Origin of the sequence: Devosia sp. ZW T5_3, from assembly GCF_044987315.1 — a bacterium.
Classification (GTDB): Bacteria; Pseudomonadota; Alphaproteobacteria; order Rhizobiales; family Devosiaceae; genus Devosia.
The window spans coordinates 154,412-176,465 of sequence record NZ_JBJDRE010000012.1; the positions used below are offsets into that span (position 1 = coordinate 154,412).

At 62.6% G+C, this 22,054-nt stretch carries 19 protein-coding genes; 14 read left to right on the forward strand and 5 right to left on the reverse strand.

The annotated features are described in order from the left end of the window. Positions 1 to 6: 6 nt before the first annotated feature. The 10 genes from ACI3KW_RS16030 (at position 7) to ACI3KW_RS16075 (ending at position 13,381) form a co-directional block, all read left to right on the forward strand. Positions 7 to 1,818, forward strand: a complete 1,812-nt coding sequence (locus ACI3KW_RS16030) for a heparinase II/III family protein (protein WP_404848892.1) — start codon at positions 7 to 9, stop codon at positions 1,816 to 1,818. A gap of 122 nt (positions 1,819 to 1,940) precedes the next feature. Then, positions 1,941 to 3,881 carry an ABC transporter substrate-binding protein gene (locus tag ACI3KW_RS16035; protein ID WP_262166071.1) on the forward strand — a complete coding sequence of 647 codons (1,941 nt, stop codon included), beginning with the start codon at positions 1,941 to 1,943 and terminating at the stop codon, positions 3,879 to 3,881. Positions 3,882 to 4,025: 144 nt separating this feature from the next. Next, entirely contained in the window at positions 4,026 to 5,018 is a 993-nt protein-coding gene (locus ACI3KW_RS16040) for an ABC transporter permease (protein WP_404848893.1), read from the forward strand. A 15-nt stretch (positions 5,019 to 5,033) separates the two neighbouring features. Further along, a complete protein-coding gene (locus tag ACI3KW_RS16045; protein ID WP_404848914.1) occupies positions 5,034 to 6,158 on the forward strand; it encodes an ABC transporter permease in 1,125 nt (374 codons plus the stop codon). Beyond that, positions 6,148 to 7,170: an ABC transporter ATP-binding protein gene (locus tag ACI3KW_RS16050; RefSeq protein ID WP_404848915.1), complete on the forward strand. Its 1,023-nt coding sequence runs from the start codon at positions 6,148 to 6,150 to the stop codon at positions 7,168 to 7,170. Before ACI3KW_RS16045 ends, ACI3KW_RS16050 begins: the two co-directional genes overlap by 11 nt. Beyond that, positions 7,167 to 8,204: an ABC transporter ATP-binding protein gene (locus ACI3KW_RS16055; protein ID WP_404848894.1), complete on the forward strand. Its 1,038-nt coding sequence runs from the start codon at positions 7,167 to 7,169 to the stop codon at positions 8,202 to 8,204. The genes ACI3KW_RS16050 and ACI3KW_RS16055 overlap by 4 nt, the downstream gene beginning before the upstream one ends. Further along, on the forward strand, positions 8,205 to 10,058 hold the full coding sequence (locus ACI3KW_RS16060; protein WP_404848895.1) for a DUF2264 domain-containing protein: 1,854 nt from the start codon (positions 8,205 to 8,207) through the stop codon (positions 10,056 to 10,058). Further along, positions 10,055 to 11,065: a hydroxyacid dehydrogenase gene (locus ACI3KW_RS16065; RefSeq protein ID WP_404848916.1), complete on the forward strand. Its 1,011-nt coding sequence runs from the start codon at positions 10,055 to 10,057 to the stop codon at positions 11,063 to 11,065. The genes ACI3KW_RS16060 and ACI3KW_RS16065 overlap by 4 nt, the downstream gene beginning before the upstream one ends. 19 nt (positions 11,066 to 11,084) lie before the next feature. Continuing rightward, entirely contained in the window at positions 11,085 to 12,737 is a 1,653-nt protein-coding gene (locus ACI3KW_RS16070; RefSeq protein WP_404848896.1) for an acyltransferase, read from the forward strand. Next, positions 12,734 to 13,381, forward strand: a complete 648-nt coding sequence (locus ACI3KW_RS16075; RefSeq protein ID WP_404848897.1) for a ThuA domain-containing protein — start codon at positions 12,734 to 12,736, stop codon at positions 13,379 to 13,381. Before ACI3KW_RS16070 ends, ACI3KW_RS16075 begins: the two co-directional genes overlap by 4 nt. Before the next feature lies 1 nt (position 13,382). Here the strand turns inward: ACI3KW_RS16075 and ACI3KW_RS16080 are convergent, their stop codons facing one another. Continuing rightward, complete coding sequence (locus ACI3KW_RS16080; protein ID WP_404848898.1) at positions 13,383 to 14,102, reverse strand: class I SAM-dependent methyltransferase; 720 nt, start codon at positions 14,100 to 14,102, stop codon at positions 13,383 to 13,385. Between the two features lie 160 nt (positions 14,103 to 14,262). On the opposite strand from ACI3KW_RS16080, the gene ACI3KW_RS16085 reads away from it, so the two are divergent. Next, positions 14,263 to 14,484, forward strand: coding sequence for a DUF2934 domain-containing protein (locus tag ACI3KW_RS16085; protein ID WP_404848899.1), 222 nt, complete (start codon positions 14,263 to 14,265; stop codon positions 14,482 to 14,484). Between the two features lie 45 nt (positions 14,485 to 14,529). On the opposite strand, the gene efp is transcribed toward ACI3KW_RS16085, so the two are convergent. Next, complete coding sequence (efp, locus tag ACI3KW_RS16090; RefSeq protein WP_262171986.1) at positions 14,530 to 15,099, reverse strand: elongation factor P; 570 nt, start codon at positions 15,097 to 15,099, stop codon at positions 14,530 to 14,532. A 145-nt stretch (positions 15,100 to 15,244) separates the two neighbouring features. Between efp and epmA the strand changes: the two genes are divergently transcribed. From epmA to ACI3KW_RS16105, 3 genes are all read left to right on the forward strand, one after another. Next, positions 15,245 to 16,306 carry an EF-P lysine aminoacylase EpmA gene (gene epmA / locus ACI3KW_RS16095; RefSeq protein WP_404848900.1) on the forward strand — a complete coding sequence of 354 codons (1,062 nt, stop codon included), beginning with the start codon at positions 15,245 to 15,247 and terminating at the stop codon, positions 16,304 to 16,306. Between the two features lie 10 nt (positions 16,307 to 16,316). Next, positions 16,317 to 17,366, forward strand: a complete 1,050-nt coding sequence (locus tag ACI3KW_RS16100; protein ID WP_404848901.1) for a lysine-2,3-aminomutase-like protein — start codon at positions 16,317 to 16,319, stop codon at positions 17,364 to 17,366. 89 nt (positions 17,367 to 17,455) lie between these two features. After that, positions 17,456 to 18,766 (forward strand): hemolysin family protein, encoded by a 1,311-nt coding sequence (locus tag ACI3KW_RS16105; protein ID WP_404848902.1) that lies wholly within the window; start codon positions 17,456 to 17,458, stop codon positions 18,764 to 18,766. A 41-nt stretch (positions 18,767 to 18,807) separates the two neighbouring features. Here the strand turns inward: ACI3KW_RS16105 and corA are convergent, their stop codons facing one another. The 3 genes from corA to ACI3KW_RS16120 form a co-directional block, all read right to left on the reverse strand. Then, complete coding sequence (corA, locus tag ACI3KW_RS16110) at positions 18,808 to 19,794, reverse strand: magnesium/cobalt transporter CorA (protein WP_404848903.1); 987 nt, start codon at positions 19,792 to 19,794, stop codon at positions 18,808 to 18,810. Positions 19,795 to 19,982: 188 nt separating this feature from the next. Then, positions 19,983 to 20,657, reverse strand: coding sequence for a glutathione S-transferase family protein (locus tag ACI3KW_RS16115; protein WP_404848904.1), 675 nt, complete (start codon positions 20,655 to 20,657; stop codon positions 19,983 to 19,985). A 3-nt stretch (positions 20,658 to 20,660) separates the two neighbouring features. Then, on the reverse strand, positions 20,661 to 22,054 hold a 1,394-nt coding region (locus tag ACI3KW_RS16120; protein ID WP_404848905.1), incomplete at its 5' end, for a PDR/VanB family oxidoreductase.

Sequence of the window (22,054 nt, forward strand, 5' to 3'; positions counted from 1 at the left end):
GGCGGCTTGGATTTGCGGCGCTGGAACGTCAAACATGTTCGCCTGACGCTCGACGGCGCGGCTGCTTTTGCGCCGTTTTCTCGTGATGCTGCCGAAATTCGGGCGCAGGTGGGGTCGCAGGCCATCGAGGCTTTGCTCGAAAGCGCCCGTGCTGACATTGGTGCTGACATTCCGGCACTGCCGGCCGAACTTTATCTTGAATATCAGCGCAATGGGCGGCGCGAGGGCTATGAAGATGCCCAGCGCGCGCGGCGCAATATGCTCTATCGGCTGACGCTCGCCGAATGGCTGGAGCAAAGCGGTGAATTCGTCGCGGCGGCAGAGAACCTGCTGTGGGCGCGGCTGGAAGAGACCAATTGGGCCTGGCCGGCGCATGCGCGGACGCTGGATTTTCCCGATCGGCCGACGGTTGATCTGGCGGCGGCGATGAGCGGGCTTGATCTGGCCGAGGCCGATTATCTGCTGGGCGACAAGCTCTCGCCGGAGTTGCGGGCGCGCATTCGCAGCGAGACTAACCGGCGCATAATTGCGCCCTTCCTTGAGCGCAATGATCATTGGTGGCTGCATACGACGCCAGCCAAGCAGGTCAATAACTGGACCGCCGTGTGCGTGGCCGGTGTGGTTGGTGCGGCGTGTTATTTCGAGACGGATCTCGATCGGCTGGCCGAAATCATCACGCGCGGGCTGCGTAGCCTTGCGGACTATCTGGACACGTTCGACAGCCAGGGTGGCTCGTCCGAGGGGCCGGATTACTGGTCCTATGGCTTTGGCAATTATGTGGTGTTGGCGCATTTGCTGGCAGAGCGGACGGGCGGGCAGATCGATCTGCTGGACTTGCCGCTGGTGCGCGAGATTGCGCAATTCCCGGTGCGGACGGTGTTGACGCAGGGGGTGTGGGCGAGCTTTTCAGATTCCGACAGCAATCCCAGTTTCCATCCTGGGCTATTGTCCTATCTGGCCAAGAACCTCGATCTGCCGGCGCTGACCGAATTGGGCACGCGCAATGACTTTGGCGTGGAAATGTTCAACCAGTTCGTCTGGCCGCTGCGCCAATATGCCTGGCCGCTGCCGGACAAGGCTGTGGCTTTTGGCGGGACTCCTCATGACTGGTTCGCCGATATGGGCTGGATGATCTCCCGGCTTGATCCCACCGATCCCAAATCGCTGCGGCTCGCCATCAAGGGTGGACATAATGACGAGATGCACAACCAGAACGATGTCGGTTCGCTGATCGTCGTGCAGGGCGGCAAGGTGGTGCTGACCGATCCGGGGCGGGGGCGTTATTCCAAGGCCTATTTTGGGCCCGAGCGCTACGCCAATATCATGACCTCGTCGCGCGGCCATTCGGTGCCGGTGGTCAATGGCTTCGAGCAGGCCGAGGGCGCCGAGCGCGCCGCCGAGGTGCTGAGCCACAGCAATGGGGCCGACCGCGATGAGCTGGCGCTGGATATGGCCGCGGCCTATCCGGCTGAAGCGGGCTTATGCCAATTGCAGCGCAGCGTGTCGTTTGACCGGCATGAGCCGGGCGGACGGATCGCGCTCACCGACCGTTTCGTTTTCGGTGGGGAGGGCGGCGCTTTTCAATCGGTGCTGGTGACCCCGCTCGCGGTGGATATCGGCGCCGGGGAAGTGCGGATCGGCGGGGCCGATGGCGGGGTGAAAGTCCGGTTTGACGCCAGCCAGGTCGAGGTCAGTACCGAGCATCATGCCGGTGTCGAAAAACAATATGCGCCATCGGTCGATCTGACCCGTGTGCTGTTCGCTGCCCGCGGAAGGGCAGCGCAAGGAGAAATTGCGCTCGATATCACGCCCATCTGAGGCGCGCGTCGAGGCATTGAGGTGCAGGAGGCACGTTTTGCATCCTGTGGGGCGGCAACTCATCGTCGCCCATTCGTGGAGGAATGACCCGGCGCACAAGCTCCGGGCAAGGGAGGACCACAATGAAACAAGACGTCCTGGTTCATCGAACCTTTAAGCGGCCCGGCCGTGGCCTCGCGGGGGCTGTCGCCCTGGCAGCCCTGCTGGCCGCAGCGGCCCCGGCGCTGGCCCAACAGCAATCGCCAATTCTGGATGCGTTGGTGGAAAGCGGTGAATTGCCGCCGGTCGCCGAGCGCCTGCCGACCAATCCGCTGGTGGTGGAGCCGGTAGACAGCGTCGGCACCTATGGCGGCACCTGGCGCTCAGCGCTACGCGGCGGGCTGGATAATGCCTGGATCGCCCGCACCGTCGCCTATGACGGGTTGGTGCGCTACGACCGCGAATGGAAAGAGATCATTCCCAATCTGGCCGAGAGTTGGGAAGTCAGCGAAGACGCGAAAACCTATACGTTCAAGCTGCGCGAAGGGCTCAAGTGGAATAACGGCAAGCCGTTTACCACCGCCGATATCGAATTTGCCGTGCAGTTGCACAAGGAGCCGACCTATGTCGGACCGGGCGGCTTCCTGCGCAATCCCAATAATCCCGTCGAGCTGGAAGTGGTCGACGAGACGACGTTCAAATTCATCTTTGAAAAGCCCAATGGCGTACTGATGGATGAATTGGCCAGCGTCAACGGGCTCACCATAGTGTCGCTGAGCAAGGATTATTGCGGACAGTTCTACCCGCCGATCAATCCGAAAGCCGCTGAAGAAGCCAAGGCCGCCGGGTTCGATACCTGGGAAGCCATGATGCTCAATCGCTGTGCCTGGGCCACGGAAACCATCCGCTGGGCCAACCCGGACCTGCCGTTCATGAACGCCTGGATGGTGAAGGAGCCCCTGACCGGCAGCGCCACCCGCGTCACCTTTGAGCGCAATCCCTATTATTGGAAGGTCGATACCGAGGGGAACCAGCTGCCCTATATCGACAACCTCGAAATGCGGGTGTCAGATTCAGTGGAAGAGCTGACGCTGCTGGCACTTAACGGTCAGATCGATTTCCAGGACCGCCATATCTCTACGGTCGCCAATCAGCCGCTATTCTTTGATGGGCAGGAAGCGGGCGACTACCGCATGGGTGAGGAAATCCAGTCCTCGTCCAACACGATGGTTATCCAGTTCAACCTCAACCACATCGACGCCAAACGCCGCGAGCTGTTCCAGAACAAGGATTTCCGCATCGGCATTTCGCATGCCATCGATCGCGCGGAAATCATCGATGTGGTGTTCACTGGTCAAGGCGAGCCTTTCCAGGTGGCGCCGCGTCCGGAGTCCCCGTTCTACAATGAGACTTATGCCAAGCAGTATACCGAATTCGATCCGGCCTTAGCGGCGCAACATCTCGAAGCGGCCGGCTTGGTCAAGGGCGCTGACGGCATGTACACCTTCGCAGACGGCTCGCCATTGGTGGTCACGATCGACACCATTGCCTCGCTTCGTCCCGAATGGCCCGACATGCTGGAACTAATTCAGCTGCAGCTTGAAGCCGCAGGGATCAAGCTCGAAATCAATAATATCGACCGCACACTCTATTATGACAAGCGGCCGATCGGCGACTATGACGCCCAGGTCTGGGGCGGCGACGGCGGCCTCGATGTGGTGCAGGAGCCGCGCTACTACATGGCTAACAGCCCCGAATCCGTATGGGCGTTCCGTTGGCAGGCTTGGTTCAATGGCACGACTCCGGATATCGCCGAAGAACCGGCGCCGTGGGCCAAGCAGCAAATGGACCTTTACAACCAGTTGCGCGGTGAAGGCGATCCGGCAAAGCGCACCGATCTGATGAAGCAGATCCTGACCATCGGGCAGGAGAACTTCCCGGTGATCGGCGTCAGCCTGCCCGGCAACACCTACTACATTGCCAAGAACAATATGCGGAACATCCCGCAGACCATGTTCCAGGCTTACCTGTTCCCCACCCCTGCACCCTACGATCCATTCCAGTGGTACTTCGCCGCTGAATAGCACTCCCTCCCCCACCCTCGCGGCTGGCGACAGCTGCGGGGGCTGGAATTCAGGTGCGGTGGCACGCGGCCACCGCACCCACCGGGCGGCATCTCCGCGCAAGGACGCTGTCGACTGTGAGTTCAGTTTTTAGGAGACGCTAAAATGCTGCGTTTCGTGACGGGCCGGCTGATTGCGATGGTCTTGACCATGTGGGCGGTGAGCTTTGTGGCCTTTGCCATCATTCAGCTGCCGCCGGGCGATTATCTGACCACCTATGTGGCCACGCTGAGCGCCAATGGAGACCGGGTCGACCCGGCCGCGATCGACGCACTGCGCCAGCAATATGGCTTCGGGGAACCCTATCTCGTCCAATACTGGAAATGGGTCACCGGCATCGTGCTGCGTGGCGATTTCGGGCAAAGTTTTGAATGGAAGGCGCCGGTGACCTCCCTGATCTGGGGGCGGCTGGGCAATTCAATCCTGCTCGAAGGGCTGGCCGTTGTCGTGATGTGGCTGGTGGCTTTGCCCATCGGCATCTATGCGGCCGTGCGCAAATATTCGCTGGGCGATTATCTGGCGACCATTGGCGGGTTCATTGGCCTGGCCATTCCCAATTTCTTCTTCGCGCTGATCCTGATGTATCTCAGCTTCGTCTGGTTCGGGGAAACCATTGGCGGGCTGTTTTCGCCCGGTATGGAGAATGCCCGCTGGAGCATTGAACGCATCTGGGACTTTTTAAGCCATGCCTGGGCGCCGATCCTGGTGCTGTCGACGGCGGGGACGGCCGAGCTGATCCGCATCCTGCGTGCCAATCTGCTCGATGAGCTCAAAAAGCCCTATGTCACCACGGCGCGGGCCAAAGGGCTCTCGGAAATGCGGGCAATTCTGAAATATCCCGTGCGAGTGGCGCTCAATCCGCTGGTCTCGACCATTGGCTGGCTGCTGCCGGCTTTGGTGTCGAGCTCGGTGATCGTGTCCGTGGTGCTGAACCTGCCGACGGCCGGGCCGCTGCTGCTGCGCTCGCTGACCTCCCAGGACATGTATCTAGCCGGGGCGATCATCATGCTGCTGGGCATATTGACGGTGATCGGCACACTGATCTCCGACCTGATCCTGGCCTGGATCGACCCGCGCATTCGCTATGGGAGCAAATAGATGGCGGTGGATACCATGACCGATATTGCCGAAACCATCGGGATCAACAAGGCCAAGCGCGAGAGCCAGTTTGCCCTGATGTGGCGCCGGTTCCGGCAACACAAGCTGGCGCTAGTGAGCCTGTGGATCATCCTGGCCTTTTACCTGGTGGCGCTGCTGGCCGAGCTCCTCGCGCCGTTCGATCCGGCCCAGTACAATCCCCGCTACACCTATGCGCCGCCGCAGGGCATTCAGTTCTTCTCGACCAACGAGGATGGCTCCTGGTCGTTCGGGCCCTACGTCAACGGCTATAAGAGCGAAATCGACCCCAAGGCGATGCGCCGCACCTTCGTTATCGACAACGAAACCAAAATTCCGGTCGAATTCTTCGTGCCGTCCAAGCCCTACATGCTGGCCGGTATCATCCCGATGTCGGTCAAGCTGTTTGGCGTGACCGAGCCGCGGGCGCCGCTTTATGTTTTGGGGGCGGATCGGCTGGGGCGGGACCTGTTGAGCCGGTTGATCCATGGCACGCGGATTTCGCTGTCGATCGGCCTGGCTGGCGTGACGCTCAGCCTGTTCTTCGGCATCATTATCGGCGGGTTCTCGGGCTATTATGGCGGCTGGTTCGATAGTGCGGTGATGCGGGTGATCGAGTTCATCCGCTCCATGCCCACTATTCCGCTCTGGCTGGGGCTGGCGGCGGCGCTGCCGAAAGACTGGTCGGCCTTGCAGACCTATTTCGCCATTACCCTGATCCTGTCGCTGATCGGCTGGACGGAGCTGGCGCGTGTCGTACGCGGACGGTTCCTCAGTTTGCGGACCGAGGATTTCGTGACGGCGGCGCAGCTTGATGGGGCCAGCGACTGGCGCATCATCACCCGGCATATGGTGCCCAGTTTCATGAGCCATATCATTGCGGCGGCAACTTTGGCCGTGCCGGGGATGATCCTGGCGGAGACGGCTTTGTCCTTCCTCGGACTTGGCCTGCAGGCGCCGATCGTCAGCTGGGGCACGCTGCTGCAGGACGCCCAGAATATCCGCACCCTTGCTAGTGCGCCCTGGCTGCTGGTGCCGGGGCTGTGCGTAGTGATTGTCATTCTTTCCCTCAATTTCTTCGGAGATGGATTGCGCGATGCTGCAGACCCCCATGGCCGATAAGCCACTGCTGAAAATCGAGAATATGTCGATCAGCTTCTCCTCGCCCGACGAGCCCGATATCGAGGCCGTGCGGCAGGTGGACCTGACGCTGACGCCGGGCAAGACGCTGTGCCTGGTGGGTGAAAGCGGGTGCGGCAAGTCGGTGACGGCGCGAGCGATTTTGCGATTGCTCGACAAGAACGCCAAGATCGGCAGCGGCCGGATTCTGTTTGACGAGCCGGGGGGCGCGCGGGTGGACCTGGCCGCGCTCAAGCCGGACAGCACCGCCATGCGGGCGGTGCGCGGCAATCATATCTCGATGATCTTTCAGGAGCCGATGAGCTCGCTGTCGCCGGTGCATACGATTGGCGACCAGATCGACGAGATGATGGTGATCCATGAAGGGCTCAAGCCCAAGCAGGCGCGCGAGCGCACTGTGACCCTGCTCGATCAGGTGGGCATTCCCGGCGCACGGGAGCGGGCGGATACCTATCCGTTCCAGCTGTCGGGCGGATTGCGGCAGCGAGCCATGATCGCCATGGCTCTGGCTTGCACGCCCAACCTGTTGATCGCCGATGAGCCGACCACGGCGCTGGATGTGACGACGCAGGCGCAGATCCTCGACCTGCTGCGGCAATTGCAGGCCGATTACGGCATGGCTATGCTGTTCATCACCCATGATCTGGGGGTGGTAGCCGAGATCGCCGACGAAGTGGCGGTGATGTATCTGGGCGACGTGGTGGAGCAGGGCAGCGTCTATGACGTGTTCGCTGCGCCCCAGCACCCCTATACGCAGGCGCTGATGAGCTCCATTCCCAAAATGGCGCGCAAGGCCGACCGGGTGCGGCTCGCGCCGATCAAGGGCACGGTGCCTTCGCCCAAGGATCGGCCGCAAGGCTGCGCTTTTACCAGCCGCTGCCCCTATGCCTTTGAGCCTTGCTCCACGGTGACGCCGGAGCGGACGGCGGTGGGCGCCAACCATCATGCACGGTGTCACCTGCTGACCCGGGCCAAGGCGGAGGTGCCGGCATGAGCACGCTGTTGAGTGTCGAGAACCTGTCAAAGCACTTCACGGTCAAATCCGGGCTCTTCGCACCGATGCGGCAGTTGGATGCGCTCACCGATATCAATCTCACTGTCGAGGCGGGGGAGACCCTGGCCATTGTGGGCGAGAGCGGGTGTGGCAAGACCACGCTGGGGCGCTGCATCATCAATGCGCAGCCCTCGAGCGCCGGGCGGGTGGTCTATCACCCCAAAGCGGGCGGCGATGTGGAGCTGACATCGCTGACCAAACGGCAGATCAAGCCGTGGCGGCAGGATATCCGCATGATCTTTCAGGACCCGATGAGCTCGCTCAACCCCAATATGCGGGTGTTCGATATCGTGGCCGAGCCGTTGCGCATCCATAAAGTGTGCAAGGGGCGCGAGCTGGAAGACCGGGTGGTGTCGACGCTGGCCAAGGTCGGTATTCCGGCCGATGCGGTGGGGCGCTATCCGCATGCATTCTCCGGTGGGCAGCGGCAGCGTATCGGCATTGCCCGGGCGCTGGTGTTGGACCCAAAACTGGTGATCGCCGATGAGGCGGTGTCGGCGCTGGACGTATCGATCCAGGCGCAGGTGCTGAACCTGTTGGAAGACCTCAAGGCCGAGTTCGGGCTGACCTATATTTTCATCAGCCATGATCTGGGGGTGGTCAACTATATCGCCGACCGGGTGGTGGTGATGTATCTGGGCCATGTGGTGGAAAATGCGCCCACCGAAATGCTGTTCGAGCGGCCGCGCCATCCCTACACCGAAGTGCTGCTGGAAGCCTTGCCCATTGCCGATCCGACGCGGCGCAAGGGGCGGAAAACCGAAGTGCGCGGGGAAATTCCCTATCTCGGCAACCGGCCCGTCGGCTGCCCGTTCCACACCCGCTGCAAATATGCCCAGGATCGCTGCCGCACTGAAAAGCCGGCGCTGCGCAAGATTAATGGCACGGCCCAGGAAGCGGCCTGCCACTTTGCCGAAACATTGGATTTGAAGGGCGCTTATGAAGACGCGTCCGTGACCAGGACTTATGCATAAATGACTTATGATCCAGCCACAGCCAATCCGCTTTATGGCAATCCGCTCAACACGCGGGAAGATGTCGAGAAGGGGTTGCGCGACCTGTTCAATCCGCTGCTGCCGTATTTTTCCGAGGGCGGGGCGCGGGTGCGGCTCGACGGCGGCGCCGCGCATTTCGACCGGGCGGCGGCGGACCTTGAAGGCTTTGCGCGGCCGCTCTGGGGGCTGACGCCGCTGGCGGCCGGCGGAGCGGAGTTCGATCATTGGGAACTCTATCGGCGCGGGCTGGCCAATGGCACCGATCCCGAGCATCCCGAATATTGGGGGCAGGTCAATTCCACCGACCAGCGCATGGTGGAGCTGGCAGCAATTGGTTTCACGCTGCGACTGCTGCCGCATCTGGTGTGGGAGCCGCTGCCGCAAAAGGCCAAGGATAATCTGGCGGCCTATCTCAAGCATGCGCGCACGTTTGATTACGCTGACAATAACTGGAAGTTCTTCCGCATCCTGGTCGATCTGGGACTGGAGGAATGCGGGGTCGAGTTCGATCGCTCGCTGACCGAGAAATATCTCGAAGAGCTGGACGGTTTCTATCTCGGCGATGGCTGGTATCGCGACGGCAATGTGCGCCGGGTGGACCATTACATCCCCTTTGCCATGCATTTTTACGGGCTGATCTACGCCAAGCTCGCTAGGAATGACGACAAGCGCGCGGCCGCCTATCGCGAGCGGGCCGGGCTGTTTGCCAAGGATATCCGGCACTGGTTCGATGAGGATGGCGGCACGCTGGCGTTCGGGCGCAGCCTGACCTATCGCTTTGCCTGTGGCGGCTTTTGGGGGGCCTTGGCCTTTGCCGATCTTGAGGCTTTGCCCTGGGGTGAGATCAAGGGGCAGTTCATGCGCCATTTGCGCTGGTGGAGCCACCAGCCCATCGCCAATCGCGATGGTGTGCTCTCGGTGGGTTATGGCTATCCCAATCTGATCATGAGCGAGAATTACAATTCGGCGGGGTCGCCCTATTGGGCGCTCAAGGCATTTCTGCCGCTGGCTTTGCCGGCCGACCATCCGTTCTGGACGGCGGAGGAAACGCCGGCGGTGACGCCGAGCGAGCCGGTGCCGCTCAAGCATCCGGGCATGGTGATGCAGCATACGGCGGGCAATGTGGTGGCCCTGTCGAGCGGGCAGCAGAACTGGCAGATGCGCTGGGGCGCCGAGAAATATGCCAAATTCGTCTATTCCTCGCGCTACGGCTTTTCGGTCGAGAGCGATGAGCGGGCCTATAATGCTGGTGCCTTCGACGGCATGCTGGGGCTGAGCGACGATGGCCGGCATTACCGGGTGCGTGAGAGCAATGAAGTGGCCCAGATTGCCGGGGACACGCTGTTTGCCGTGTGGAAGCCGTGGAGCGATGTGAGCGTTGAAACCTGGTTGATCCCGCAGGGGGATTGGCATGTGCGGGTGCATCGGATCACGACGCCACGGGCGCTGCATGGCACCGAAGGCGGCTTTGCCATTGGGCGGGCTGATCTCAACGCGGATAAACTGAGCGAGGGGAATGGGCGAGCGGTGGCGCGCAGCCAGAGCGATATCAGCGCGATTGTTGATCTCGGCGGGCAACGCGAGGCGCGAGTGCTCAAGGCCCTGCCCAATACCAATCTGATTGTCGCCAAGACGCTGGTGCCGCAATTGCGGGGGGACATCCCGGCGGGCACCACGGTTCTGATCACGGCGGCTCTGGCCCTGCCAGCGGGGGCGGCGGCAGAAGCCTCGCTCGACAAGGTGCCGGAAGCGCCCGATCTGGGCGTGCTTGAGGCACTGATCCGCGAGGAGGGCGTCGAAGTCAGTGCCATCCAGGTGGCGGAGCGGTTCTGATGCGGCCAAAACTCGCCTTCGCCCTGGCGGCGGACAAGACAAGATATGTGTTCGACGAGCAGGCGCTGGCCCGATTGGCCCAGACCTGCGACATCGTGCAGGCCGAGCCGCTGGAGGAATTTTCCAGCCCCGAGGCAAGAGCCATATTGGGGCAGATCGACATCCTGGTGACGGGCTGGGGGTGCCCGGTGGTGAGTGCGGCAGTGGTGACGGCAGCACCCAATCTGAAGCTGATTGCCCATGCAGCCGGAACGGTGAAATTCACCCTGGACCCCGCAGTCTACGAAGCGGGCATCGTCGTAACGCATGCGGCCGATGCCAATGCGGTGCCGGTGGCCGAATTCACCCTGGCCTCGATCATCTACGCCAATAAGCGCGTCTTCGAACTGCGCGATCTCTACCGCGCCGATCACAGCCGGCGCTCGACCTATGCGGTGATGGACCAGCCGATCGGCAATTATCACCGCACCATCGGGCTGGTGGGGGCGTCGCGCATCGGGCGGCGCGTGGCCAAGTTCCTCGAAGGCTTCGATTTCACCGTGCTGTTGAGCGACCCCTTTGTCAGCGCCAGCGACCCGATTGCCAAAAGCGTGGAATTAGTCGACCTCGACACCCTGATGGCGCGTTCGGACGTGGTGAGCATCCACGCCCCATCCTTGCCCTCGACACGGGCAATGATCGGCGCTCGCCAGCTCAAGCTGATGAAGGACGGCGCAGCCTTCATCAACACGGCGCGCGGCGCGTTGATCGACGAGGCAGCGCTAATTGCCGAATTGCGCACCGGGCGCATTCATGCGGTGATCGATGTGACCGATCCCGAGATTCCCAGCGACGGTTCCCCGTTCTATGATCTGCCCAATGTGTTCCTGACCCCCCATGTGGCGGGCGCCGTGGGCACCGAGCGGCTGCGGCTGGGGCAGATGGCAATCGAGGAAATCGAGCGATTTGTTGCCGGTGTGCCGCTGGAATTTGCGGTGGCGCCGGAGGCGTTGGAGCGGTTGGCCTAGATAGGCCGGTAGGACATAAATGACTTTGCAATCCGTCAAACCATCTGATGATTACGACCCAGACCGCGAGGCGAGGTTGCAATTCCTGACCTGGGATCGCACCCCGGCGGAAATCGATGCGCCCGAACATCGGGCGCGGTTGGCGCATCTGGCTGAGGTGGCCGGCGCGAGCTTTGCGCCAACGGCCTATGTGGCAGCGGACGCAGCGATCTTTACCACCCACCTGGTCCTGGGCGAACACAGCTGGATCGCCGGCCATGCCCTGGTGCGGGGCGATGTGGAATTTGGCGCGCATAGTACGGTCAATCCCTATGCGATGATTTCGGGCAAGGTGCGCTGCGGCAACGGCGTGCGCATTGCCAGCCATGTCTCGATCGTCGGTTTCAACCACGGGTTCGACGATCCCAGCGTGCCGATCTATACGCAAAAGCACGAGACGCTTGGCATCACAATCGAGGACGACGTGTGGATCGGCGCCAATGCGGTGGTGCTTGATGGCGTCACCGTCGGCAAGGGCGCGGTGATCGCGGCGGGGGCCGTGGTCAGCAAAAACGTACCAACCATGGCCATTGTTGGCGGCGTGCCGGCCAAGGTCGTTCGCTATCGCGGGCAGGGGAAAACCAGTCGCAGCGATGCGGTGGCCGCGCTCGGGCGACTGGGTGCAGCCGCCAAGGTGCAGTGGCCACAGATTCTGGCGCGACACCGTGAGAACGGCGAATATGTATCGCGCGAGGCTGATGGGCAGGCGCGGCGCAGTGCCCGGCACCGCAATGACGCTATCGAGATCGCCGCCGGGTTTGGCGAATTGCCCGAGGGCCTTGATCCAGCGGCGACGCTGGCTGAGTTGCAGGCCTTGCAGGACCCGGTGACTGGCCTCTTCCCCGATCCGCATCGACCTCCCGCACCAGGGCAGGCCATGCGCGACGACGGACTGGCGCTCTATAATGTGCTGTCGGTGGGCTATGCCATTGAGGTGTTGGGCGGCCAGCCGCTGCATCGCATCGCCGCGGTCGAGGATTTGAGCGCCAATGAGCTGTGCGACTGGCTCGACGGACTGACCTGGCGGGACCGCGCCTGGAGCGCTGGTTCGGCGGTGGATGCCATCGGCACGGCGCTCTATTTCAACGCCCGCTATTTCAGCAGGGGACGGACGCGGGAAACGCTGTTCGGCTGGCTCGCCCTGCACCAGGATCGCGGCACGGGGCTATGGGGCTCGCCCACGGCGGCCGAAGGCCTGCTGCAGCCGGTCAACGGCTTCTACCGGCTGACGCGGGGCACCTATGCGCAGTTCGGCCTGCCGGTGCCGCAGGCCGAGCGAGCCATCGATTCCGTACTGCTGAACTATCGCAGTTATGGTGGCTTTTCCGGCCCAACCTACACCGCCTGCAACCTGCTCGACACCATTCACCCGCTGCTGCTCTGCCTCCGGCAGACCGATTATCGCCGACCCGACGCCGAGGCCATCGCTCGCGCGGTGATCGAGCGAGCCGAGCAGCGCTGGGTGGCCGGCGAGGGCTTTGCCTTTGCCGATGGGCAGCAACCGGGCCTGCAGGGCACCGAGATGTGGTTATCGGTTGTGCATCTGGCGGCGGACCTGCTGGGTATTGCCGATAGTTTTGCCTTCTTGCCCAAGGGCGTACATCGCACCAAGGCTGTGGGGTTGGGATTGTGAGCGACAAAAAAGCACTCGTCGTTTGGGGCGGCATGGAATTGCACACGCCCGAGCGCGGCGCCCATGTGGTGCGCGAACTGCTGGAAGCCGCGGGCTTTTCGGTATTGGTGACGCACGACTATGACGCGCTGGGTGCCGCCGATGTCGGCGAGAATGATCTGGTCGTGCCGGTGATCACCGATGGACAATTGCCGCGCGAGAAGATGGCCAATCTCGTCACCGCGATACGTGCGGGGACGGGGCTGGCTGGTTATCACATGGGGCTGGCCACGAGCTTTCGCGACAGCGTGCCATTCCGCTATGCGGCGAGCTGCTATTGGGTGTCCCATCCAGGCAATATCATCACCTATCGCGTCGATATAAGCCGCAGCGATCACCCCATCATGGCGGGGATCGACAGCTTCGAGCACACTTCGGAGCAATATTACCTCAACTACGATCCGGCGGTTGAAGTGCTGGCCACCACCACCTTCTCCGGCGAGTTCGACCCCTGGCGCAAGGATGTGGTGATGCCGGTCGTGTTCACCACCAGTCACGGCGCGGGCCGGGTATTCTATTCCTCGCTGGGGCATACCGCCGATGAGCTGGACATCCCGCAGGTGCGGACCATCCTTAAGCGCGGGCTGCTCTGGGCAGCGCGCTGAGCTATTGCTGGGCCTGCTGCGCCTGCCGCCGCAGCACCTCGGATTCCGGCAGCGCATTGGCATATTTGAGTTCGCGATTGGCGCGGTTCCAGAACGCCGGATGCACCTTGTCAAGTGCGCCCGCATCATGCGGGGTCAGGCCGAGCTGCGTGGCGGTCGCTGCGTCCAGATAAAGCACGACATTCTGCCGATACCAGGCGGGAATGGCGTCGTCGGTCCAGATCTGCGGCCGGAGCACATCGAATGGTCGATAACCATGAGCCGCGAAGAGGCCAGCCCAATAGCTCGGCCATTGCTCATTGCTGTGCCCAACGCCGCCCTGGCCGGGGATCGCGGCGCTGAACAGGATTGCCGGGGCGAGCGTCACGAGATCGGCGACAAAGCCGGCGGCGCGCGCGGGACTCAGATGCTCGGCCACTTCGAGCGACATGGCCAGATCGACCCGCGGGCCGGTGAAGTTTTGCTCCAGGTCCTGCGCGGCAAAGACGATGCGCGGATCGTCCAGCATATCCCGAGTGACCCAATTGCCTTCCATGCCGAATACTTCCGCCGCACCATCGGCCAAGGCCGCGGCGAGAAAGGTGCCGGTGCCGCAGCCGATATCGGCAACCGAGCTGCGCGCCAGGTGCTTGGGCAACGCGGCGAGCAGCCTGGCGGCGGCATGGGCGGTGTGGGCGCGGCGATTGTCGTAGAAATCGGCCGGGTAGATAGAGGCGGTCATCGATGCGGCTCGCCGGTTGGAAAGGCTAGCCGATGATAAGCGGCGGTTGGCATGCAGGCCAGCGATCAAATGTTTTTGCGCATGGGGAAAGGGGGAACCTCGGCCCCGCCCGCCCGTTGCCGAGCAGCGTCCGAATGATCAGGGGCGCATGGCGGGCATCATGCATAAGAACACGGCTCTGGCCGAGACGGTCAGACGGACCGCATATTTCCTGTGGGAGAATGACGGGCGACCGGCCGGGCGAAGCTTTGACTATTGGCTGCGCGCCAAGGAAATGCATCTGCGCCAGATCGCCTATGACAAATGGCTGGCCGAAGGCACGCCGCCCAATCGGGCCGAGACCCATTGGTATCAGGCCGCCCGCGAGCTGGGCGAGAAATGAAAACGGGCCCCGCAGGGCCCGCTCATATTCGTCTGTTCGCCAGGATCAATCCTTGGCACGTTCGACATAGGAATTGTCGTCGGTGAGGATGACGATGCGGGTGCCGACGCCGATATGGGGCGGCACCATGACCTTGAGGCCATTGTTGAGCACGGCGGGCTTATAGGACGAGGACGCCGTCTGGCCTTTGACCACGGGCTCGGTCTCGACGATCTCGAATGTCAGGCGCTGCGGCAGTTCCATCGACAGGGCCACGCCCTCGAAGGTCTTGAGGTGAACCTTCATGCCATCGGTGAGATAGGCGCGCTGATCGCCGATCACATCGTCGGCGACGGTGATCTGCTCATAGGTGGCGGGCTCCATGAAGTGGTGGCCTTCGCCGTCCGAATAGAGATAATCATATTCACGATCATCGACATCGGCCTTCTCGACCATTTCAACGGTGCGCCAGCGGCCGACGACCTTCACGCCATCGGAAATGCGGCGCATGTTGACGTTGGTGATCGAGTTGCCCTTGCCGGGGTGGACGTTTTCCGCCGTCAGGATGACATGCAGATTGCCGTCCTGTTCGACGACATTGCCCTTGCGGAGCGATGAGGCGATGACCTTGACCATCAATTCTTCCTTGTTCAAGCGGTGGCGGCGGCCTAGAGGAGCGGCAATGGAGCCGGGCCGGGCGCGCTGATATTTTTCTTTGGTGCTGCCCGATACAATAATTCCGGCCAAACCGCCAGACCCGAGCCGAGAAAGAGCCGATCGATTGTCTTCCGCCCCGTTTTCTCCCCCGGCTTCGCCCTGGTGGACGCCCCAGGTTCATGCCGACCGGCGGCCGTTGCTGCTGGGCCGCAATAAGATCGACGCGGCGTTGCGGTCCTACCTGGCTGCCAATGACTTCCTCATGGTGGATCCACCGGGGCTGCAACGCTCGCCGGGGAATGAAACCCACCTGCATGCCTTTGCCACCACCGCCATCGGCAATGACGGCGTCGGGGAGACGCTGTTTCTCCACACCTCGCCCGAATTCACCATGAAAAAGCTGCTGGCGGCGGGGGAGACCCGGATTGCGAGCCTTGGCCACGTCTGGCGCAATCGGGAGCGCAGTGCGCTGCACCATCCCGAATTCACCATGCTCGAATGGTATCGGGCCGGGGAGGACTATGGGGCTGTCATCGCCGATTGCCTCAATATGCTTAAGTTGGCCACTGAAGCTGTAGGCAGCAAGATGCTGCGCTACAAAGGCCGGGAATGCGATCCCTTTGCCGAGGCGGAACGGCTGAGCGTCGTGCAGGCCTTTGAACGCTATGCGGGCATTGATCTGTTCGCGACCATGGACGCGGCGGGCAATACCGTTGGCGAGGCGCTGGCATCAGCGATGCTGGCGGTGGGCCTCGATGTGCCGGACGATCGTAGCTGGAGCTATCTGTTCAGCCGGGTGCTGGTGGAAAAGGTTGAGCCCAATCTGGGACTGGGCCGAGCGACCGTCCTCGATCGCTACCCGTCGGCCGAAGCGGCGCTGGCGCGGCGTGCGGCGGATGACATGCGGGTCAGCGAGCGGTTCGAGCTTTATGCCTGTGGGGTGGAATTGGCCAATGGCTTTGGCGAATTGACCGATGCGGGCGAGCAGCGCCGCAGATTTGCCGCCGAGATGGATGAAAAGTACCGCATCTATGGGGAGCGCTATCCACTCGACGAGGATTTCCTCAAGGCGCTGGACCTGATGCCCGAGGCCAGCGGCGTGGCGCTGGGGTTTGATCGCGTCGTCATGCTGGCGACGGGTGCGCCGCGGATCGATATGGTGCTGTGGGCGCCGGTGGTGGAATGAGAGATTTTTGATGGGTGCCGGCAAGGCCAGTTTGAAGAGTGCGGATGATCTGGTGGCAGCCGGATTGGTTGCGCATGCGCAGCGCGACGGCTTGGCGGCAGTGGCCAAGCGCTATGCCATTGCGCTGACGCCGGCCGTGGTCGGTCTGATCGACCGAAACGACCCGGCCGACCCGATGGCGCGCCAATTCGTGCCGCAGCTGGCCGAACTGGTCACTACCCCGGAGGAGCGGGCCGATCCGATCGGGGACTTGGCCCATTCGCCGGTCGAGGGAATCGTGCACCGCTATCCCGACCGCGTGCTGCTCAAGGCCGTGCATGTCTGCCCGGTCTATTGCCGGTTCTGCTTCCGGCGCGAAATGGTGGGGCCGCAGGGGCTGGGCACATTGACGCCAGAGGCCATGGACGCGGCCATCACCTACATCGCCGATCATCCCGAAATCTGGGAAGTGATCCTGACCGGCGGCGATCCGCTGGTGCTGTCGGCGCGGCGATTGCGCGACATGATGGAACGGCTCAAGGGCATCGACCACCTCAAAATCGTGCGCTTTCACACCCGCGTGCCGGTAGTGGAGCCGGAGCGGGTCGATGACGCGCTGATCTCCGCCCTCAAGGCCAGCGGCAAGACGACCTATCTGGCGGTGCATGCCAATCACCCCCGCGAGTTTTCCGAGACCGCACGAGCGGCGATTGCGCGCTTGGCCGATAGCGGCGTGGTGCTGATCAGCCAATCGGTGCTGCTCAAGGGCGTCAATGACGACGTGCCGACGCTGGCGGCGCTGATGCGCGGGTTCGTCGAAAACCGCATCAAGCCCTATTATCTGCACCACCCCGATCTGGCACCCGGCACCAGTCATTTCCGGGTATCGATCGAAGACGGCCAAAAGCTCGTCGCCGCCCTGCGCGGCACGATTTCGGGCCTCTGCCAGCCCACCTACATCCTCGACATCCCCGGCGGCCACGGCAAAGCCGATATCGGGGCGAGCAGTATCTCCGGTGGAGACGGCTGCTTCACCGTGCGCGATTTCCGTGGCGAGGAGCACCGCTATCCGCCGGTGTGACATCGCGGACGGGAAAATAGACCCGATTTCGCTTGTCCCCGGAGCCGTGCTAGAACGGCGTCCCGGTCATAGAGCGTTCAGTTGTCGCGATGAATCCCATTCTTGGCGTTGTGTTGATCCTGGTGCTGATCGGGATCAGTGTGGTTATTTCGCTATCCGAGATCGCTTTCGCGGCGGCGCGGGAGGTCCGCATCCGGGCGCTGGCCGAGGCGGGCAACAGCAAGGCGCTGCGGTTCGTGGCGCTGCGGGCCAAATCGGGCCAGGTGATCACGGCGCTGCAGATTGCGACCAATGCGGTGTCGATCCTGGCGGGAACGCTGGGCGAAGACACGCTGGGGCCGGTATTCGGCGCGGGGCTGCTGGCGCTGGGGGTGCCGATGGGCGCGGCTGGCATTGCCGGATCGGTGCTGGCATTTTGTCTCGTCACCGGCATGTTCGTGCTGTTTGCCGATCTGACGCCCAAGCGGATTGCCATGCTGGTGCCCGAGGATGTGGCGCTCTCGGTGGTGTGGTTTCCCGAGCTGGCGGTGCGGCTGCTCAAGCCTTTGGTGTGGCTCTTCGGCAAGATGTCGGATTGGCTGATCGGGCGGCTCAATCTCGAACCCAAAGTGCCGGCCGATGCGGTGACCGCCGAGGATTTCCGCATGATCCTGGCCGGTGGAGCGGCGTCTGGCGTGCTGATGAAGAATGAGCATCGGCTGATCGAGAATGTGCTGGCGCTCGAATTGCGCAGCGTCACTTCGATCATGACCATTCGCGATGACATCGTTTATCTTGATCTCAGCGATCCGCTCGAAGTGCAGCAGGACAAGGTGCGGCGGCGGCCGTTTTCCCATTACCCGATCTGCGATGGCGGCATCGACGCGGTGATCGGCTGCGTGCGGGCCGAGGATGTGCTGGCGACGGTCATGGACCGCTCCGAGCAGGTGGATTTCGCCAGGGCGCGGCGCGATGTGCTCTCGGTGCCGGATACGCTCAATGTGTGGGAAGTGCTGGCCGAGTTCCAGGCGCAGAGCACCGGCTTTGCGCTGGTAGTCAGCGAATACGCACTGGTCGTGGGCGTGGTGACGTTCAAGGATCTGATGGGCGCACTGATGCAGGGGCTGGCCAATCCGTTCGAGGAACAGGCGATCCTCAAGCGCGATGACCTCAGCTGGCTGGTGGATGGCGTGGCGCCCTTCGTGGACGTAACGCGCACCCTGGGCATCAAGCATCTGGAGGCCGAGGCGAGCTACGAGACCATTGGCGGCTTCATCGTCCACCGGCTGCGCCGCGCGGCGCGCAAGGGCGACAAGGTCGAGGCGGCGGGATACGTGTTCGAGGTGGTGGATGCCGACAAGATGCGGCTCAACCAATTGCTGGTGACGAAAGTGGCGGGAAAGAAGGCATCGGGGCAGTAACCACCGCTAGCCCACCTACCCAACCACAATGTACCGGCCCCTTACAGCCAGCCGCGCTTCTTGAAATACAGATAAGGCAGCACCGCCGAGAGGATCATCAGTGCGATGGCGAAGGGATAGCCGAATTCCCATTTCAGCTCGGGCATGATGTCGTAGTTCATGCCGTAGATGGATGCGACCAGCGTTGGCGGAAGGAAGACCACGGCGGCGACCGAGAAGATCTTGATGATCTGGTTCTGCTCGAGGTTGATCAGGCCCAGCGTCGCGTCGAGCAGGAAATTGATCTTGCTCGACAGGGTGCGTGCATGTTCACCCAGCGAAACGGCGTCGCGCTGGATTAGCTTGACCAATTGACGGGCGTCGCGTCCGGCCCGTGTCGTGTCGCCGTTGGGCGCAATGTGGAAGGCCATCAGCCGCGAAATGCTGACCAGGCTTTCCTGCACCATGGTGAGCAATTCGGCCTTGGCGCCGATCCGCTCGATGATGGAGCGCAGATCCTGCTGCAATTGCTTGGCGGTGCTGCTTTTCTTGCCGAACACGTCGCGCGAGATCTGGTCGATCTCGTTGCCGACGCGTTCCAGCGCATCGGCAGTGCGATCGATCATGGCCTCGAGCAGGCCCAGAAACACCTGTTCGCCCGAGCCGCAGGCAAGGCTCTTGGATTTCTGCGCGCGCAGCGTGAAGGCCAGGAACGGCTTGGGCTCGGCATAGCGCACGGTGACCAGCGTCTCGCCCTTGAGGATGAAGGTGATCGGGGTCTTTTGCGGCTCATCGCTATCGAGCTTGTGCAGGCCGGTCATGGTCATGAATTCGGCGCCATCCTCGCTATAGAGGCGGGCGGAAAGCTCGATTTCCTCCATCTCGGCCTGGCTGGGGATGTCGATGCCCAGCAATTGCTCGACGAGGCGATCTTCCTCGGCGGTGGGCTGGAGAAGATCGAGCCAGACCAGGCCGGCAACACCGGCGGGATCGAGCGGAAGGGTGCTTTGCACGAGCCGTGCGGCTTCGTTGTGATATGCGCGCAGCATTTTGGTAGGCTCCTAAGGTAGACCGCGCGCGGACTACCGAGCCGACAATATTGTCAGGTCGAGAAGGCCGTGTGCGGGGTCGAAGATCGACTTCGACTGTCGGGGTTCATCTGGTTTCTCGCGTGTGAAAATGGCTGGGCCATCGACGGATCGTGCATGCGCCCGGATTCTGTTTCTGTCAATTGGGGTTACGGAAATGAGCTATGCGCCGGCGAAGCCCCCTCTAGCGCGCGACCAGCGGGGAAAATGCCGGACATGACGACGAAGCCGGGAATGCGGCGGACGCGGTCGGTCCAGCGGCGCAGGGCCGGGTAGTCCTGGCGGGAAATGCCGCCTTCTTCGCTCAGCATCACATAGGGAAAACAGGCGATATCGGCGGTGGTGGGGTGGGCCGGCGCGCAGAGCCAGTCGCGGCCTTCGCGTTCGCCGAACCACAGATGTTCGTCCATGATGCGGAAGATGCGGTGGGCGGATTTCTGGGCTTTTTCGATATCGAAATCATAATCGAAACCGAGCGCCAGGCGGGCAGCAGAGGCCGTGGCGGTGATGTCGTCGCCAACGGCGTGCCAGCGCAGCATTTCGGCAGTGATGGCCGGATCATCGGGAAACCAGCGGCCGGTCTCGTCATATTTCTTGGCGAGATAGGCGAGGATTGCGCCGGAATCGGACAGGGTCAGCTCGCCATCCCTAAGCACGGGGAGCTGGCCGAAGGGATTGAGCTGTAGGAACCAGTCGGCCTTGTGCTGGCGGCCGGGAAAGAAATCGACCGGCACGATATCGTAGCGCAGCTTCAAAATGCTCATCAGCAAGCGCAGCTTGTAGCAATTGCCCGAGAGTTCGAAGTCGTAAAGGGTGATGGTCATGGGTCAGATATCCAGAACGAGGCGCGCGGACTTGGCCCGGCTGACGCAGGTCATCATGCAGGTGTTGGAGGCCTTCTCGCTGTCGTTGAGATAGACGTCCTGATGGTCCACCTCGCCCTCTATCACCGCGGTGAGGCAGGTGCCGCAGGCGCCCTGTTCGCACGAAGAGGGGACGGTCAGGCCGGCGTCGCGCATCACCTCTAGAATGGTGCGCCCCGCAGGAACATGCAGCGTCATGGCCGAGCGGGCCAGCTCGATTTCAAAGCTCGAGCTGTCGTCGATGATCTTGTCGTTCTTGAAATATTCGAAATGGATGGCTTCGTCGGGCCAGCCCTGTTCGGCGGCGGTGGTGCGGACGGATTCAAGCATGGCGGAGGGGCCGCAGACATAGACATGCTGGGCGCGGGACCAGGTGCCGAGCGTCGTAGCGATGGTGGTAGCGATCTCGGCGCGGGGCAGGCCCTGGTGGATGATGACCTTGCCGCTGAGCGCTGCGAGCTGGTCGCGGAAGGCAGCTTGCTCGCCCGTGCGGACGAAATAATGCAGCTCGTAGGGCAGGCTGGATTTATCGAGGAAGCGGGCCATGGAAAGCAGGGGCGTGATGCCGATGCCGCCGGCGATCAGCACGGTACGGGTGGCGTCGCGGCGCAGCGGGAAATTGTTGCGCGGCTCGGAAATGGCGAGGACGTCGCCTTCGCGCACGCTATCGATGAGGATTTGCGAGCCGCCCTTGCTGGCACTCTCGGCCTTGACGCCGATGACGTAGCTCATCAATTCGCCGGGGCCATTGGTGATCGAATATTGGCGGATCAGGCCATTGGGCAGGTGCAGGTCGATATGGGCGCCCGGCTGGAAGGTGGGCAAGTGGCCGTCGCGCGCGGCCAGCTCGAAGCCGGTGACGCCATCGGCGGATTGCCATTTGCGCTTGACCACAACCGGCATGGTATTGCCGCGCGGAATGGCGATTTCGGGCATGGTGGCCAGATCCGCCGAGACCTTTTCGAACACCGGTTGCAGGGCTTCGGGAGTGGGCTTGCGGGCGGCGGCGCGTTCGAGGCGGTCGCGAAGCCTGGTCAGGACCTCATTGTGCTGGCGCAGGATGGCGAGGTCGGGTTGGCCGGCTACGAGGCCGCGGATGACGGCGCGATTGGCATCGACCGGCTGGACGAACCAGATCGTGTCGCCGGAGCGGATGGAGAGACCGGGCAGGCGTTCGGCATCTGGGGTGGCAAGGGCGTCGAGCACGTCTTCAGGCGCGGCATTGACGGGCATGGGGCGGAGGGCAAACCAGTCGCCGGTTTCGGCGCCGGGGAAGGGCGCAAAGGGCAGCTCGTCGTTGGCGGCGGACCAGACCAGACCATAGGCTTCACGCACCGGATAGGTGCGGTTCTGGATGC

Excerpts from the sequence above, each read along its gene's own strand:
- ACI3KW_RS16035 (WP_262166071.1), top strand. The coding sequence starts at position 1,941 with ATGAAACAAGACGTCCTGGTTCATCGAACCTTTAAGCGGCCCGGCCGT.
- ACI3KW_RS16050 (WP_404848915.1), top strand. The coding sequence starts at position 6,148 with ATGGCCGATAAGCCACTGCTGAAAATCGAGAATATGTCGATCAGCTTC.
- ACI3KW_RS16055 (WP_404848894.1), top strand. The coding sequence starts at position 7,167 with ATGAGCACGCTGTTGAGTGTCGAGAACCTGTCAAAGCACTTCACGGTC.
- ACI3KW_RS16080 (WP_404848898.1), bottom strand. The coding sequence starts at position 14,102 with ATGACCGCCTCTATCTACCCGGCCGATTTCTACGACAATCGCCGCGCC.
- ACI3KW_RS16105 (WP_404848902.1), top strand. The coding sequence starts at position 17,456 with ATGAATCCCATTCTTGGCGTTGTGTTGATCCTGGTGCTGATCGGGATC.
- ACI3KW_RS16115 (WP_404848904.1), bottom strand. The coding sequence starts at position 20,657 with ATGACCATCACCCTTTACGACTTCGAACTCTCGGGCAATTGCTACAAG.
- ACI3KW_RS16060 (WP_404848895.1), top strand. The coding sequence starts at position 8,205 with ATGACTTATGATCCAGCCACAGCCAATCCGCTTTATGGCAATCCGCTC.
- ACI3KW_RS16045 (WP_404848914.1), top strand. The coding sequence starts at position 5,034 with ATGACCGATATTGCCGAAACCATCGGGATCAACAAGGCCAAGCGCGAG.
- efp (WP_262171986.1), bottom strand. The coding sequence starts at position 15,099 with ATGGTCAAGGTCATCGCCTCATCGCTCCGCAAGGGCAATGTCGTCGAA.
- ACI3KW_RS16070 (WP_404848896.1), top strand. The coding sequence starts at position 11,085 with ATGACTTTGCAATCCGTCAAACCATCTGATGATTACGACCCAGACCGC.
- ACI3KW_RS16040 (WP_404848893.1), top strand. The coding sequence starts at position 4,026 with ATGCTGCGTTTCGTGACGGGCCGGCTGATTGCGATGGTCTTGACCATG.
- corA (WP_404848903.1), bottom strand. The coding sequence starts at position 19,794 with ATGCTGCGCGCATATCACAACGAAGCCGCACGGCTCGTGCAAAGCACC.
- ACI3KW_RS16100 (WP_404848901.1), top strand. The coding sequence starts at position 16,317 with ATGGGTGCCGGCAAGGCCAGTTTGAAGAGTGCGGATGATCTGGTGGCA.
- ACI3KW_RS16085 (WP_404848899.1), top strand. The coding sequence starts at position 14,263 with ATGCATAAGAACACGGCTCTGGCCGAGACGGTCAGACGGACCGCATAT.